At 46.6% G+C, this 14,876-nt stretch carries 11 protein-coding genes and 1 pseudogene; 4 read left to right on the plus strand and 8 right to left on the minus strand.

Translation table 11 applies throughout. The annotated features are described in order from the left end of the window. Positions 1-52: 52 nt before the first annotated feature. From CSD97_RS06065 to CSD97_RS06080, 4 genes are read right to left on the minus strand one after another with little or no spacing between them, the layout of a single operon-like run. Positions 53-391, minus strand: a complete 339-nt coding sequence (locus CSD97_RS06065) for a hypothetical protein (RefSeq protein ID WP_009036859.1) — start codon at positions 389-391, stop codon at positions 53-55. A gap of 45 nt (positions 392-436) precedes the next feature. After that, on the minus strand, positions 437-2,182 hold the full coding sequence (locus CSD97_RS06070) for a bifunctional metallophosphatase/5'-nucleotidase (protein WP_057097967.1): 1,746 nt from the start codon (positions 2,180-2,182) through the stop codon (positions 437-439). Between the two features lie 23 nt (positions 2,183-2,205). Continuing rightward, positions 2,206-4,140 carry a HAMP domain-containing sensor histidine kinase gene (locus CSD97_RS06075; protein WP_244284017.1) on the minus strand — a complete coding sequence of 645 codons (1,935 nt, stop codon included), beginning with the start codon at positions 4,138-4,140 and terminating at the stop codon, positions 2,206-2,208. Continuing rightward, on the minus strand, positions 4,109-4,672 hold the full coding sequence (locus CSD97_RS06080; RefSeq protein ID WP_098032103.1) for a hypothetical protein: 564 nt from the start codon (positions 4,670-4,672) through the stop codon (positions 4,109-4,111). The genes CSD97_RS06075 and CSD97_RS06080 overlap by 32 nt, the downstream gene beginning before the upstream one ends. A 133-nt stretch (positions 4,673-4,805) precedes the next feature. Here CSD97_RS06080 and CSD97_RS06085 point away from each other — a divergent pair, with 133 nt between their 5' ends. Next, positions 4,806-6,941, plus strand: coding sequence for a Tex family protein (locus CSD97_RS06085; RefSeq protein WP_098032104.1), 2,136 nt, complete (start codon positions 4,806-4,808; stop codon positions 6,939-6,941). A gap of 67 nt (positions 6,942-7,008) precedes the next feature. Here the strand turns inward: CSD97_RS06085 and CSD97_RS06090 are convergent, their stop codons facing one another. Next, on the minus strand, positions 7,009-7,905 hold the full coding sequence (locus CSD97_RS06090; protein ID WP_098032105.1) for a type II CAAX endopeptidase family protein: 897 nt from the start codon (positions 7,903-7,905) through the stop codon (positions 7,009-7,011). Between the two features lie 112 nt (positions 7,906-8,017). Here CSD97_RS06090 and CSD97_RS06095 point away from each other — a divergent pair, with 112 nt between their 5' ends. Continuing rightward, complete coding sequence (locus CSD97_RS06095; RefSeq protein WP_098032106.1) at positions 8,018-9,070, plus strand: leucine-rich repeat domain-containing protein; 1,053 nt, start codon at positions 8,018-8,020, stop codon at positions 9,068-9,070. A 236-nt stretch (positions 9,071-9,306) separates the two neighbouring features. Here the strand turns inward: CSD97_RS06095 and CSD97_RS06100 are convergent, their stop codons facing one another. Then, positions 9,307-10,926, minus strand: a complete 1,620-nt coding sequence (locus CSD97_RS06100) for an ATP-binding cassette domain-containing protein (protein WP_005827934.1) — start codon at positions 10,924-10,926, stop codon at positions 9,307-9,309. Positions 10,927-11,147: 221 nt separating this feature from the next. On the opposite strand from CSD97_RS06100, the gene CSD97_RS06105 reads away from it, so the two are divergent. After that, positions 11,148-11,780: a nucleotide exchange factor GrpE gene (locus CSD97_RS06105; RefSeq protein WP_005827933.1), complete on the plus strand. Its 633-nt coding sequence runs from the start codon at positions 11,148-11,150 to the stop codon at positions 11,778-11,780. 11 nt (positions 11,781-11,791) lie between these two features. Further along, on the plus strand, positions 11,792-12,964 hold the full coding sequence (gene dnaJ / locus CSD97_RS06110; RefSeq protein WP_098032107.1) for a molecular chaperone DnaJ: 1,173 nt from the start codon (positions 11,792-11,794) through the stop codon (positions 12,962-12,964). 64 nt (positions 12,965-13,028) lie between these two features. On the opposite strand, the gene CSD97_RS06115 is transcribed toward dnaJ, so the two are convergent. Together CSD97_RS06115 and CSD97_RS06120 are read right to left on the minus strand one after the other, a co-directional pair. Then, the gene (locus CSD97_RS06115) at positions 13,029-14,531 is read right to left on the minus strand and encodes a DUF4434 domain-containing protein (RefSeq protein ID WP_173675100.1); all 1,503 of its coding nucleotides are present in this window, start codon (positions 14,529-14,531) and stop codon (positions 13,029-13,031) included. A gap of 58 nt (positions 14,532-14,589) precedes the next feature. Continuing rightward, a pseudogene (locus CSD97_RS06120) lies at positions 14,590-14,876 on the minus strand (IS4 family transposase); the annotation flags it as partial.

Consider the following 14,876-nt stretch of genomic DNA (forward strand, 5'->3'; position numbering starts at 1 on the left):
AAAATGCCTGGTATCTACATACAAAAAATCCAGGCGTTTTTAAACCTAATGACTATGAAAAAAGAGCGGGAGGAGCGCGAAGGGAAAGGGTACGTATCACTTCCCCCTTAACAGTAGGTGTTGCCGGTTTGGCTCTGAGCATGGCCAGCAAAGGACGCATCGGGTGCTGAACCTCATACACATCCACTCCGGAAGAGTAGAATGCCGACAAATGCCCGATGACCAGAAGGGAAGTCTGGGAGTGAGAGTGTGTGCCATGAAAAGGGTGCGAGTGCGTTATCATCACCCCATTCACATAATGGACGTGAGTGAACGCGGTGATGCTTGCCTGGTACATGATAAACAGTACCAGCAAGCTCAATGCGCCTATAATTTTTTTCTTCTGCTTCACGTCCAAAAACTTACATTATAGATTCTGAGCCGCAAAGATAGTGAATTATTCTTTAACTTTGCCAAACAAGAACTCATAATCACGCATGGAAGCCGGAGCCACCCATTCTTCGGGAATAAACTTCCACTGATTCAGCGCACGCGGTTCAATCACCTTCTTTCGCTCGATGTACTGCATCAGATAATAGCGTAAGTCCTTATCCGTAGAGTGGATGATGCGCTCCTTCAATTCATCCTGCGAGATGCCGGAACCCTTTGTCAGCAATTCGCCGCCACCGTTTCCGCGATAAGAATTCACCGCTACCTTATACATTTTATCCATATCGAACGGGGTACCGTCTGCCATGCTGAGAATGGTTACCTTCTCCCCATCCGGCTTGGTCACATCCACCGTGTAGATAATACCCGCCGCAGAATCGAAGTTGAAACTGAAATTCTTGAATGAGGCCCTATCCGTAGCACCTTCGCGGCGCTTCTCACGGAAGAGAAGGATATGGTCGTCCGGAGACTTCATCCGATTGGTCCACAAATCATACGACATCTCCAAGGCATCGCGTATCTCCTTCCCCGTCAGACGCATGGTGTAAAGCATATTTTCGTACTTATACAGATTGAACATATCGTTCACAAAAATGTCTCCTTTACGGATTTCCGTATCATAGGACAAAGGAGCCGCAAAAGAAATATCCGCTCCGCTGATTGCCAACTGCAATTCGTGGATAAGGTCTATAAAAGCGGAAGAACCGAAATAAGCAGGACGTGTGGAGATAGTCTCGGTAAAAGAACCAATTTTCTTGGAAACAAAATTCTGCACAGCTTCATTTTCGGGGGCAAAGCGTTGCATGAACTCTTCGCTGACGCCGTAGTCTTGCGTATCGGACAGTATGCCGTCTATCTTCTTGTCTATAACTTTACCATCACGCAGTTTCAAGGTTATATCCACATTACTCACAACGACACCGTTGCTGGCAGGGTCCATCACCAGTACCGAGTCACCGGCTATGTTGCACACCCTCTTGCATTCGCGCGCATGGTCGTGCCCCATCAGGACAATATCGAATCCCGGCACGTTGCACGCCACTTCCACCGAAGCGTTTTCGCGATACTTGCCTCCCATCAGCTGGGCATCCTGGCCGGCATGGAACATACCGATAACCAAATCAGGCTTTTCCTGCTCACGGATAATCTTCATCCATTTGCGGGCAGTCTCCTCCATATCGTCGAAACGCAGCCCTTTCCACAGATTCTCTGAAAGCCACACGGGGATGGCAGGAGTTATCATACCGAGAACCACAATTTTCACTCCGTCACGTTCCAGCACCTCATAGGGTTTGAAATGGGTTTCTCCGGTAGCAGTATCCACAATATTGGCACCCAATATCGGAAAACGGCAGTCACCTGCCCAACGGTCGAAAACGGTACGGCCGGTCTCTACGTCATGGTTACCCATATTGCCGGCATTATACCCCATGAAATTCATCATCTCCGCTGCCAGATGAGGGGCAACGGTATCTATGTAATTATAATAATAGGCTGTGGGCTGTCCCTGCAGAATGTCACCATTGTCCAAGAGAATCAGATTTTTGCCATAAGCCTCACGTTCTTTTTGCACCAAAGCATGCACACGTGCCAGACTGCCGGTTGCCTCCCGGCGGCGTATAAAGTCGTAGGGATAGTAGTTTCCGTGTATATCACTGGTCTGTACGACTTTCAGTTTCACCTCTCTTTCCTGCGCAAGCAGTATGCTTGTCAGGACAAAAATCCAGATAAAAAAACAACTAAATCTTTTCATATTTCCTTATTTCTTGTCGGTTCTTATAAGTTCATAGGATGGGTAAACATAAACCGTGCTCCATCCGTATAGGCAGGATCTATCCAAATCTCGCCGCCCCACTTCTCAACGGTCAGCTTACAGATAGACAAGCCCAAGCCGGTTCCCTGCACATATTCGTTCAGCTTCTCGAAACGTTCGAACACCCGTTTCTGTTTGTCCAATGGAATGCCGCAACCGGTGTCAGTCACCGAGAATACTGCAACATTCCTCGCCGTATCCAGCTCCAGCTTCAAGGTTATCGTACCTTCTTTTGTAAACTTGTCCGCATTGGAAAGCAGATTTATCACAACCTGCTGTAAACGCTGCACATCCGTCCGCATCTCCACTACCTCACGTTCACACTCAAATAAGAATTGATTGGTCGACCTGCGTGCCTGGGCCACGGAAGCTACTACCTGCTGGCATATCTGCACTACATTGCAGCTCTCCAAAGAAAGGATGACGCGGTCGGCCTCCAAACGGGACACATCCAATATGTCATTAATCAACCGAAGCAGCAAATCAGAGTTGGTCCTAATAATCTCGAAATAGCCACGCTGTTCTTCTTCCGAGGCTCCTCCGGCAGACAGCACGTCCGAGAAGCCCACAATCGCATTCAATGGCGTACGGATTTCGTGGCTCATATTGGCAAGGAAAGCACTCTTCAGACGGCTGGATTCTTCGGCACGGTCTTTTGCTTCGCGCAAGGCACCCTCGGATACCTCCAGTTCATCCTTCAACTTCTTTGTATGATAATAAAAGTAAAGGGAAACGAACAAACCGCCCAACAGCACCAACAGAACAGCACCGACAGACCAGATATGATACTTGTACTGTTCGTAGAAAGAAGGGGTTACGTTCTGCATCTTTACCGGCTGCGGAAGGCCGGTGATATTCAGTTTCTTTTCCTTCACAAGTTTACCGTCCAGTATGGTCTCATTCGGAATGATTTCCATATGGGTCTCACTATCCTGAGGGGTGGTCAGCAGGCGGTAGGACTGTCTTGCCATCTCCTTGCCCAAAGCACGGTAGGCAGGAACGACACCTGCCACAGCCCAATATCCCAAGCCTACGGAACTGAGCGAGAAAGTGGGCAAAGTGGGAGCTGCTTCCATCATGGCGTAGGTTGCATTCCGCATGAAGTAACCATCGTTCATGTCCACACGCCATGTCCCCATCAATATAGCTGTATTTTCCGGTAACTCATGCAATCTGTCACAAATGGTATATATGGTATGGACGCGTCCGTCCAGCAGAATCAGGTTGAGTTCCGGAAACTTCTGCATCTCCTTCACTACATAGGCTTGCATGGCAACGCCGCCATAACTGTTGTCTGAGACAAAAGCGATATTCTTGGTGCCGGGATACATCTGCTTTATCATATTGATGTTGGCCTCCACATCATACTCATAAACGAAGCCAGCCTTGATAGGCGAACTGGGGAAATCCGTGAAGAAGTCGACGGATTCGGGCATCCAGGTCTTTAAGTCGACCGTATCGCCCGGCAACAATATGGCGTTACGGCTGGACAATGCACTTACGACCGGAGTATTGCCGCGTATAGAGTCGGGCAGAGAAAGATAGGCAGCCCAAGCCTCCTGCCCAATAAGGACGGTCAGCGCCGGACTGTTATCGCCCTGGTATTTGGACAATAGCTCCACCATCCTCCGTTCCCAAAGGGGAGATTCGGAGAAGCTTTTGCAGTTCATGTTTTCCAATGCGATGGTGTTTGTCCCGCCCAGGCGTTGGAACTCCTCCATAAAGTCTGAGATGTTGCCGGAAGTACGGCCGGCATCCGGATTATAGGAGCTGATAATCAGTACCGGATGTTCTCCTGTGATAGAGAACACCGGTAACAGACAGCAGAATAATGCTATGATACATGACAATATGGCACGAGACACATCAGTCATTAAGTTTGTAGTCATTAATGCCATAAAGTATGGCGTAGGACTTTGCTAAATTTGCTTTTTCAAATTTAGCCATAAATGTGGTGTCACTCTCGGCATTGGTATCACGATGTTTTGCTTCGTTAAAGTCATAAATATCCTTCAGGCCTACGGGAACGCCCTCCTCATCAAAGAAGATTGTCGCACAGCCCAAGGCATAATCAAATTCATCATTCTCATAGAAAGAAATGGTTTGGGAATAATAGACCTTTCCTTTAATGATTACCTTCTGTGGGCCATGAAACAGCTTCTCGCTTGCCGCACGCGAGGCAACAGCCGCTTTCGCAATCCGCTCAAAGACTTCTGACGACACGGTCATAGTTTGACCTTTTTTTGTAAAATACCAAAGCAGGCATTGTTTTTCAAAATCGCTATTCACTTTTGCCATGAAATGCTTCAATACCTCCTCAAGGTTTTTGCCGAAATGTGTTTGAGCCTCATTTTCGGCTGCTTTCACTAACGTATTGATAAATGTAGTGAGCATTTTATCTAAAATCGATTGACCTTTAGCTTCTTCCATATTTATTGTTTATTAGTTCGTTATAGTTGACAAACTTCGCAATAATAAATGATTTTTCCAAGAATATGGGGTTTATTTTCGTACGACGATTGTTTTTCGTACTTTTGGCATCCATTATAAAAAGAGAGAACCGATGATACAACATTTCCACCGCATGATATCTGCCGCCCTCGGCATATCAGAGAAACAAATAGTACAGACCCTCGGATTGCTGAACGATGGTGCCACCATCCCCTTCATCAGCCGCTACCGAAAGGAAGTGACGGGAGGACTGGACGAAGTGCAGATTGAATCCATAAAGACCCACTACGAAAAGCTGAACGAAATCGCCAAACGTAAAGAAACCATCCTGAACACCATACAGGAACAAGGTAAACTGACCACCGAACTTCAGAAACGTATCGAGGAGACTTGGGACAATACCCTACTGGAGGACATCTACCTCCCCTACAAACCCAAACGGAAAACACGTGCCGAAGCAGCCCGCCAAAAAGGACTGGAACCCCTCGCCACCCTGCTGATGCTGCAACGTGAGCCCCATCCGGAGGAACGCGCCGCCAGTTACGTGAAAGGAGACGTGAAGAACGTGGAAGATGCACTGAAAGGTGCCCGTGACATCATAGCCGAGCATGTTAGCGAAGACGAACGTGCCCGAAACAGCGTGCGCAACGCATTTGCCCGCCAAGGCACACTGACCGCCAAGGTGGTGAAAGGCAAAGAAGAGGAAGCGACCAAATACCGTGACTACTTCGACTGCTCCGAATCGTTGAAGCGATGCAGCTCCCACCGCCTGCTCGCCATCCGGCGTGCCGAAGCGGAAGGCCTGCTGAAAGTCAGCATCAGCCCGGACGATGAGGAGTGCGTGGAACGGCTGGAACGCCAATTCGTGCGAAGCAACAACGCCTGCGGACAGCAAGTGGCAGAAGCCGTGCAGGATTCCTACAAACGCCTATTGAAGCCATCCATAGAGACGGAATTTGCCACGCAAAGCAAAGAGCGTGCCGACGAGGAAGCCATCAAGGTATTTGCCGAAAATCTCCGTCAGTTGTTGCTGGCTTCACCACTGGGGCAAAAGCGTGTGATGGGTATAGACCCCGGATTTCGTACGGGTTGTAAAGTTGTGTGCCTCGATGCACAAGGAAATCTGCTCCACAATGAGAACATCTACCCCCACCCTCCGGTCAGCAAGCAAAAAGAGGCATTTGCCAAGCTGCAAATGATGATAGAGTCTTATAAGATAGATGCCGTAGCCATAGGTAATGGAACTGCCAGCCGCGAGACGGAGGAGTTCTTGAAACATCAGCGCTTCAACCGTGACATACAGATATTCATCGTCAGCGAGCAGGGAGCTTCCATCTATTCGGCCTCTAAAATTGCACGGGACGAGTTTCCCGACTACGACGTCACCGTACGCGGTGCTGTGTCCATAGGCAGACGACTGATGGACCCGCTGGCAGAGTTGGTAAAGATTGACCCGAAATCTATTGGTGTGGGGCAATACCAGCATGATGTGGACCAAACCAAGCTGAAAAAATCACTGGACCAGACCGTAGAAAACTGTGTAAACTTAGTAGGTGTCAACCTGAACACCGCAAGCAGCCATCTGCTGACCTACATCTCGGGATTGGGTCCGCAACTGGCACAGAACATTGTGAACTATCGCGCCGAAAACGGTGCCTTCACCTCGCGCAAGGAACTGATGAAAGTGCCGCGCATGGGTGCCAAGGCGTTTGAGCAATGTGCCGGCTTCCTACGCATTCCGCAGGCAAAGAATCCGCTGGACAACACTGCCGTGCACCCGGAAAGCTATTGCATCGTAGAACAAATGGCAAGGGACTTGGGTTGCAGCGTAGCCGAGCTGATAGCCAGCCGGGAGCTGCGTCTGAAGATTAATCCGGAACGCTACCTCTCCCCCACCGTGGGCATGCCGACACTGAAAGACATCCTGCAAGAGCTGGACAAGCCCGGACGTGACCCACGCGGACCGATAAAAATATTTGAATTTGATAAGAACGTGCGCACTATCAACGACCTGCGCGAAGGCATGGAATTGCCCGGCATCGTAGGAAACATCACCAACTTCGGCGCATTTGTCGATATAGGCATCAAGGAAAACGGACTGGTACACCTCTCCCAACTCGCCGACAGATTCATATCAGACCCTAATGAAGTAGTGTCCATTCATCAACATATACGCGTAAAGGTACTCAGCATAGATATGGACCGGAAACGCATACAGCTGACAATGAAAGGAGTGGAACAGAATTAGGGATTAATGATTAGGGATTAATGATTAGTGGTTAATGGTTTCCGTATTAATCATTAATCATTAATCCCTAATCATTAATCCCTAATCCCTTATAATAGTGTCTTAAGATAATTACTGTACCAAGCACTAAAAGTAGTGAACACAGAATGGAACCTTCGAACCCGAAAGTTCCTCCATTTATCAGATTTTCTTCCGGAAAGTGAAGAATCAGCAGATTCTCATTGCTAAATTCATTTCCACTGACTTTATATCCCAAAACAGAACCTTGAATCCAGTTCCAGAACCAATGCAAGGCAATGGGGAAACAGAGGTTGCGCGTGTATATATAGGAAGCTCCCAAGAAACAACCCGCCAGCATGATATTCAAAAACGGGACGAAGGCAAAGCTGGGATTGAAAAGATGCATCAACGAAAATAACACCGCAGAGATAAACAATGCCACAAACTTATTGACGCCTCCATCCAGCATACGCCCTAAAATGAAACCGCGTCCAATAACTTCTTCCGTAACTGCCACTAAAAAATAAAGCAAAAGACTCGACAACAACGAAATGGGAGAAAACAAGCCCCCTGCCACTTCCACAGCCCCCAACAATAAAGACAAGCCAAAACCAACTGCATACAAGAACACGACAAACAAAGCTCCGTTCAGCAGGCTTCTACCCCATCCCTTCAAAGACAAGCCCAAGCCCGAAAAAGGAAGTTTCCTGAAACCCAGCACCATACAAGCGGCAATAAGCCCACTGGCCAACATCAAGACTTCATTCAACATCATTGAATAGACGCTCATCCCACCAGCTTGTGTCTTCAACTCAGGGAAAGCAATCGCAAAAGGTATGGCAAACAAAAACAGAAAAATCATAAAAAGTACAGTAAACAGTACTATATCAACGAATGCCAGCCAAATACGTTTTGTTTTACTCATAGCAACACACTCTTCCTTCACCGTTTCTTCCGTCTCCATTTGTATCTCATTTTGATTAATATCCGACAAAAATAATAATAAAAAGAAAAAACTTCATGTATTCCTGCCGGTTTCTTCTTATATTTGAAAAATCAATCTGGAATCGACAAACATGAAACTAAGAAAAATACTTTTAGCCGTTGCCGGACTGGCGTTAATGCTGAATGCCTCGGCACAAAAATCCAAAAGATACTACGTGGCCAAACCTGGTACCCTGGTGGAACTGATGACAGAAGCGGAAGCCAATGAAATCACCCAACTGACCCTGCAGGGCAAGCTGAATGCCGTAGATTTCAGGCATCTACGGGATGAATTCAAAAACCTGCAACTGCTGGACATTTCCAATGCCTCCATCAGCATGTATGCAGGCAAGAACGGGACTTATCCAAACCGTTTTTATGTATATCCTGCCAATTGCATTCCGGCATATGCCTTCTGCAAGCAAATGGACGACAGTACATTTGTAGGTAAGGAGACGCTGACCAGGATTATCCTTTCCGACAAGACCAAGAACATCGAAGATGCTGCCTTTAAGGGATGCAAAAATCTCAAGATATGCCAGATACGGAAGAAAACGGCTCCCAATCTGTTGTCCGAAGCATTGGCCGATAGCGTTACAGCCATATTTGTTCCATTGGGATGCAGTGACTCCTATCGTACCAAAAAGAAATGGGAAACCTTTGCATTCATTGAAGGAGAACCACTGACAGTAAATGTGCAGATTGGTAAAATGGGCAGCCTTGCCAGCGAACTGTTAAGAGCCGGATTTCAGCCCAAAGACGTTAACTTTCTGACCGTTGAAGGAAAAATGGACGAAGCCGACTTCACATTGATACGCGACTATATGCCCAATCTGGTTTCCATCGACATGACCAACAGTAATGCCACTGCAATTCCCGACTATACTTTCACCCAAAAGAAGTATCTGCTGGACGTACGGCTCCCGCAAGAGCTTAGAAGCATTGGACAGCGTGCATTCAGTGGCTGCGGCCGTTTGTGCGGCACGCTGGTGCTTCCTGCCAGTGTAACCGCCATTGAGTACGGAGCATTTATGGGATGCGACAACCTGCGCTATGTGCTTGCCACGGGGAATAAGATTACCACGCTAGGCGACAACCTTTTCGGCGAAAGCCAAGGCAAAATTATATATAAGGAGAAACAATAACTCAGACTATTCCCCGCCTTAATAAGAACAAAGAGACTCTTTTAATAGCAAAAGAAGGCGTGTCAGAATGATAGCTAAAAATCATTCTAACACACCTTCTTCTTTTTTTCAATATCGCACAAGCCTTTATTAAACCAAAAAGATATGAAAGAAGAATCGTTCCACCATGGTGGAACGATTTTTTCCTCATGATGGAACGATTTAAAATATGCTTATTTAGTCCTTAGCTTCCGTTATCACTTTGTTGCGTACATACGTGCACGCAACTCCTTGATGTGGTCTGAAGTGATGTATTCGTCATACTCCATCATCTTGTCGATAATACCGTTCGGAGTCAATTCGATGATACGGTTGGCAACCGTCTGAATGAACTCGTGGTCGTGGGATGAGAAAAGGATATTGCCTTTATAGGTCTTTAGATTATTGTTGAATGCCTGGATAGACTCCAAGTCGAGGTGATTGGTAGGTGTATCCAGAATCAAGCAATTGGCATTGCGCAGCTGCATACGTGCAATCATGCAACGCATCTTCTCACCTCCCGACAATACGCTTGCTTTCTTCAGCACCTCCTCGCCGGAGAACAGCATACGTCCCAGGAAGCTCTTCATATAGACTTCATTGCCTTCACCGAACTGGCTCAACCAGTCCACCAGATTCAGGTCTGTATTAAAGAATGCAGTATTGTCCAGCGGCAGGTAAGCGGTGGTGATAGTCACACCCCAGTTGAAAGTACCTGCATCCGGTTTCATATTCTCGTTGATAATCTCGAACAGGGCGGTCATGGCACGCGGGTCGTGCGAAAGGAATACAATCTTGTCTCCCTTCTCTACGTTGAAGTTGACGTCGCGGAACAGCACCGTACCATCTTCCAGCGTTTTCGTCAAACCGGAAACTTCCAGAATCTGATTACCCGGTTCGCGTTCGGGCGTAAAAATGATGCCCGGATACTTACGGGATGACGGCTTGATTTCTTCTACATTCAGTTTCTCCAACATCTTCTTGCGGCTGGTAGTCTGCTTGCTCTTTGCCACATTGGCACTGAATCGGCGGATAAACTCTTCCAGCTCTTTCTTCTTCTCCTCGGCCTTTGCCTTCTGGTTCTGCTGCTGACGGAGCGCCAGCTGGCTGGACTCGTACCAGAAGCTATAGTTACCGGCAAAGAGGTTAATCTTTCCGTAGTCGATGTCCACCGTATGCGTACAAACGGAGTCGAGGAAGTGACGGTCGTGGCTTACCACCAGCACCGTATGCTCAAAGTTGGAGAGGTACTCTTCCAGCCAAGTCACGGTCTCCATATCCAAGTCATTGGTAGGCTCGTCCAGCAGCAAGTTATCAGGATTTCCATAGAGAGCTTGCGCCAGCATGACACGTACCTTTTCTTTGTTGTTCAACTCACCCATCAACAGATAATGCTTGTCTTCCTTGATACCCAAACCACTCAACAAGGCGGCAGCATCGCTTTCGGCATTCCAGCCGTCCAACTCGGCAAATTTCTCTTCCAATTCGGAAACCTTCAGTCCATCCTCGTCTGTGAAATCCTCTTTGGCATACAGCACTTCACGCTGCTTCATGATATCCCACAACACCGTGTGTCCCATCATCACCGTGTCCATCACCGTAAAAGCATCCCACTTGAAGTGGTCCTGGCTCAAAACGGAAAGACGCTCTCCCGGAGCCAGCATGATGGAGCCCGTCGTAGGGTCCAGCTCTCCGGAAATCGTTTTCAAGAAAGTAGATTTTCCGGCGCCGTTGGCACCGATGATACCATAACAGTTACCACTTGTAAACTTCAAGTTTACGTCATTGAACAACACTCTTTTACCAAACTGTACTGAGACATTAGAGACTGTAATCATCTTTATATTTACGATTTATTTATTTACAATTTACTATTTAATACCTATTAGTCTGCGAATTGCGAGTGCAAAGATAGTTATTTTTCCATGAATAGACACAGAGAAGCGCTGTCAATCTGACATAAAAGTATTACCTTTGCAGCGTTTTCGGCAAAAACATCCATTTTGGCAAAGTTTTTGCTGGGGTACTGATATCGTATTAACTTAAACCCTTAACAGCAATGAAAGCAAAATCATTTTACAAGAATAATAAGCATAACAATATGAATCCGAAAGAAAAAGAAAACAACCAGGAAGAGGAGCTGAAAACTCAAGCTACTCCTAACGAATGTGACGAAGAAACTGTCGGACAAGAAACTTCACAAGAAAACGAAGCTCCCCTGACAGAAGAAGAAAAGCTCGCCCAGGAACTGGAAAAGGCCAATGAACAGATTGAAGAGCAGAAGGACAAATACCTGCGCTTGTCTGCCGAGTTTGACAATTACCGCAAACGTACCATGAAGGAGAAAGCAGAACTCATCCTGAACGGTGGTGAAAAGAGTATCAGCAGTATCCTACCCATTGTGGATGACTTTGAACGCGCCCTCAAAAACATGGAGACAGCCACCGACGTAGCCGCCGTAAAAGAAGGCGTTGAACTTATCTACAACAAGTTCATGTCTGTATTGGGACAAAACGGCGTTAAGGTAATAGAGACAAAGGAACAACCGCTCGATACAGACTATCACGAAGCCATCGCCGTGATTCCGGCACCCAATGAAGCACTGAAAGGCAAAATTCTGGACTGTGTACAAACCGGTTACATCCTAAACGACAAAGTGATCCGTCATGCCAAAGTGGTAGTCGGAGAATAACATAAAACTGTATGGAAAAAAGAGATTACTACGAAGTATTGGAAGTCGAAAAGACAGCAACGGTAGAAGAAATAAAGAAAGCCTATCGCAAGAAAGCCATCCAATATCATCCGGACAAGAATCCGGGCGACAAAACAGCCGAAGAGAAATTCAAGGAAGCGGCAGAGGCATACGACGTACTAAGCAATCCGGACAAGCGTGCCCGCTACGATCAGTTTGGTCATGCCGGACTGGGTGGTGCCGCCGGTAATGGTGGTCCGTTCGGCGGCTTCAGTGGAGGCATGTCCATGGACGACATCTTCTCCATGTTCGGTGACATCTTTGGCGGACACAGTGGAGGAGGTTTTGGCGGTTTTGGAGGTTTCGGCGGAGGTGGCGGCACACAACAACGCCGTTACCGTGGTTCGGACTTGCGCGTCAAGGTAAAACTGAACCTCAAGGAAATCTCTACCGGTGTGGAAAAGAAATTCAAGCTGAAGAAATACGTGCCTTGTACCCACTGTCATGGTACGGGAGCCGAAGGCAACGGCGGCACCGAAACCTGCCCGACTTGTAACGGCAGTGGCACGGTAATCCGTAACCAGCAAACCATACTCGGCACCATGCAAACAAGAACCACTTGTCCGACTTGTGGCGGTGAAGGCAAAATCATCAAAAACAAGTGTAAGGAATGTGCCGGTGAAGGTATTGTATACGGTGAAGAAGTAGTAACCGTAAAAATCCCGAAAGGTGTTGCAGAAGGTATGCAACTCTCTATGGGGGGAAAAGGAAATGCAGGCAAGCACAACGGTATGCCGGGTGACCTGCTGATTCTTGTAGAGGAAGAGCAAGACCCGAACCTGATACGCGACGAAAATGACTTGATTTACAATCTGCTCCTCAGCTTCCCGACAGCAGCCTTGGGTGGTGCGGTAGAAATTCCCACGATTGATGGAAAGGTGAAAGTAAAAATTGACTCAGGTACGCAACCGGGAAAAGTGCTCCGCCTGCGCGGCAAAGGTTTACCCAACGTGAACGGATACGGCACGGGAGATTTGCTGGTAAATGTCAGCGTATACGTACCCGAAACGCTGAGCAAGGATGAGAAGAGAGCATTGGAGGAGATGGAAGAATCGGATAACTTCAAGCCGAACACTTCGATTAAGGAGAAAATATTCAAGAAGTTCAAGAGCCTGTTCGACTGATAAAAAAATAGAGATAATAAAGAAGGCCTCCCAATATGCACTAAAATATCGGGAGGCTTTCCTATTATCTGATTACTGGATTAACAAATAATTCATCCATATACACCGGCGTATCTGCCTCAAAAGCAACTTTGAGATAGCGGGTATTGACATCTATACCTTCAAACAAGACTCCGTCAATCCAGGCATCATGCTTGGCATTCTGGAAGGAAGGAGTGTCTTTAATAGATAATAAACGATGCGAGTCTCCATCTAGTGAAGCATATAAATAGACTTTCGAGGGCAGTCTAATACCTCCCGGCCTATAATTTAACATACGCAGTAAAACGTCATGGAGCTCCATTTCCTTTTGCAAATCAACCTGCAGCTCATGATATCCCTTATTAAAGATTATCCAACAAATGTCTCCGGTGTTTTCCTCAGCAATCAAGCCATCCAATAATGCCGATGGAGTCTTTTCGTCCCTTATCATCTCAGGTGTCGCACCATTAGCCAATTTATCAAGGAAAGAAGCTTCAAGCAATTTCCAATATCTCGTACCCCGCTTCCAATCCATATAGTTCTGAAAAGCACAATTGGACCAAATAGGTTGTCCTAACTGAAAAGATGACATCGGATTCTCAATGATGCCACAAAACATGAAAGAAACAATATTCTCCACTCCCGCTGCCGATGCTGCTGCTTGCTGAGAAAGTAAGCGTGAATAGGCAGCCGGAATCAAAGCGGAAGTACGGTCGTTAAGTCTATTTTCCCATGTGAATGTTTCACAATTTGCCCATAAAGCTATATCCAACCGATCATGAATAGTACGCAGTTTCTTCCAGTTTTCCTTTAAACGGACCAGAGGAAAATCCTCTCGTACACATCCAATCTCATCCTGGTATGCTATGATATCAACTTTCAACTTGGCTAACTGCTTCTCGTATTCCGAGCTATCAAGGTCAGAGTTCACAATACCATAAGGGGATATTAAAATTTTCTTATCCGGTGTCAATGCACGCGCCTGCTTGGTCAGAGCATTGACGGCAAGCACCGCATGCTCCGGAAATATCGGGCACAGACAATCCTCAACCGGCAAATACCATCCATAAAGCGCCTCATGCGTTCCATATATCGACGCCAATTCTTTCATCATGTCCAACTGTCTCTGCTTTACCACCGGGTCACGCAAATTGTCATCCTGATCTTTAGCCCATCCGGTACTCATAAAAACTTTCATCCCTAATCGGGCTGCCGCATCCATAATGGCATCCACCGGACTTTTCCTATTTGCAGGATATACCCACGGCATCAGTTTGGAAGGATAATATGCCTTTCCTTCATTGGCTACTGCCATAAAAACCAAGTATTCCATCCCCATATCTGATAACTCTCGTATCTTTTGTTCCCACAAATCCGGATCTGTATTGTCAAAATACCGAGGATTGGTATACTTATTACGTACATCCTGATATGCCAGATTTATCCATGTACCGGTGATTGGCTTTACCGACACATCCTTGCAATGGCCTGCTCCTGAGTACAACAAAAAGAGCAGTAGAACTATAGAACCGCTAAAATTTTTCATCTCATGCATATAAATATTTCTACATTAGTGTCCCGTTAAAATGGGACGAGTTAAACAATTAATCAAATAGCCCCGGAATAAGGGGATTATTTAGATCTTTGACATCATTGAAATTAGTCTTATCGAACAGGTCACGCAAGTGGGTTTTGTCAGTCAATGATATGCTGAGAATTTGCAAAACTTCATAGGTTGAGCGTTTCAACTTCATATCATGTTGGACAATAGCCACAAGGCAGTATGTGATAATAGCCACACTGATTTGTATGCGAACAGCGTTCTCTGTTGTGCCCCAAAATTTCTTTATCTTGAGATGCTGCTTGAGCCATTTGAAGAACAGCTCGATTA

The sequence above is a fragment of the Bacteroides sp. AR29 genome (genome assembly GCF_900217715.1).
Lineage (GTDB): Bacteria > Bacteroidota > Bacteroidia > Bacteroidales > Bacteroidaceae > Bacteroides > Bacteroides uniformis.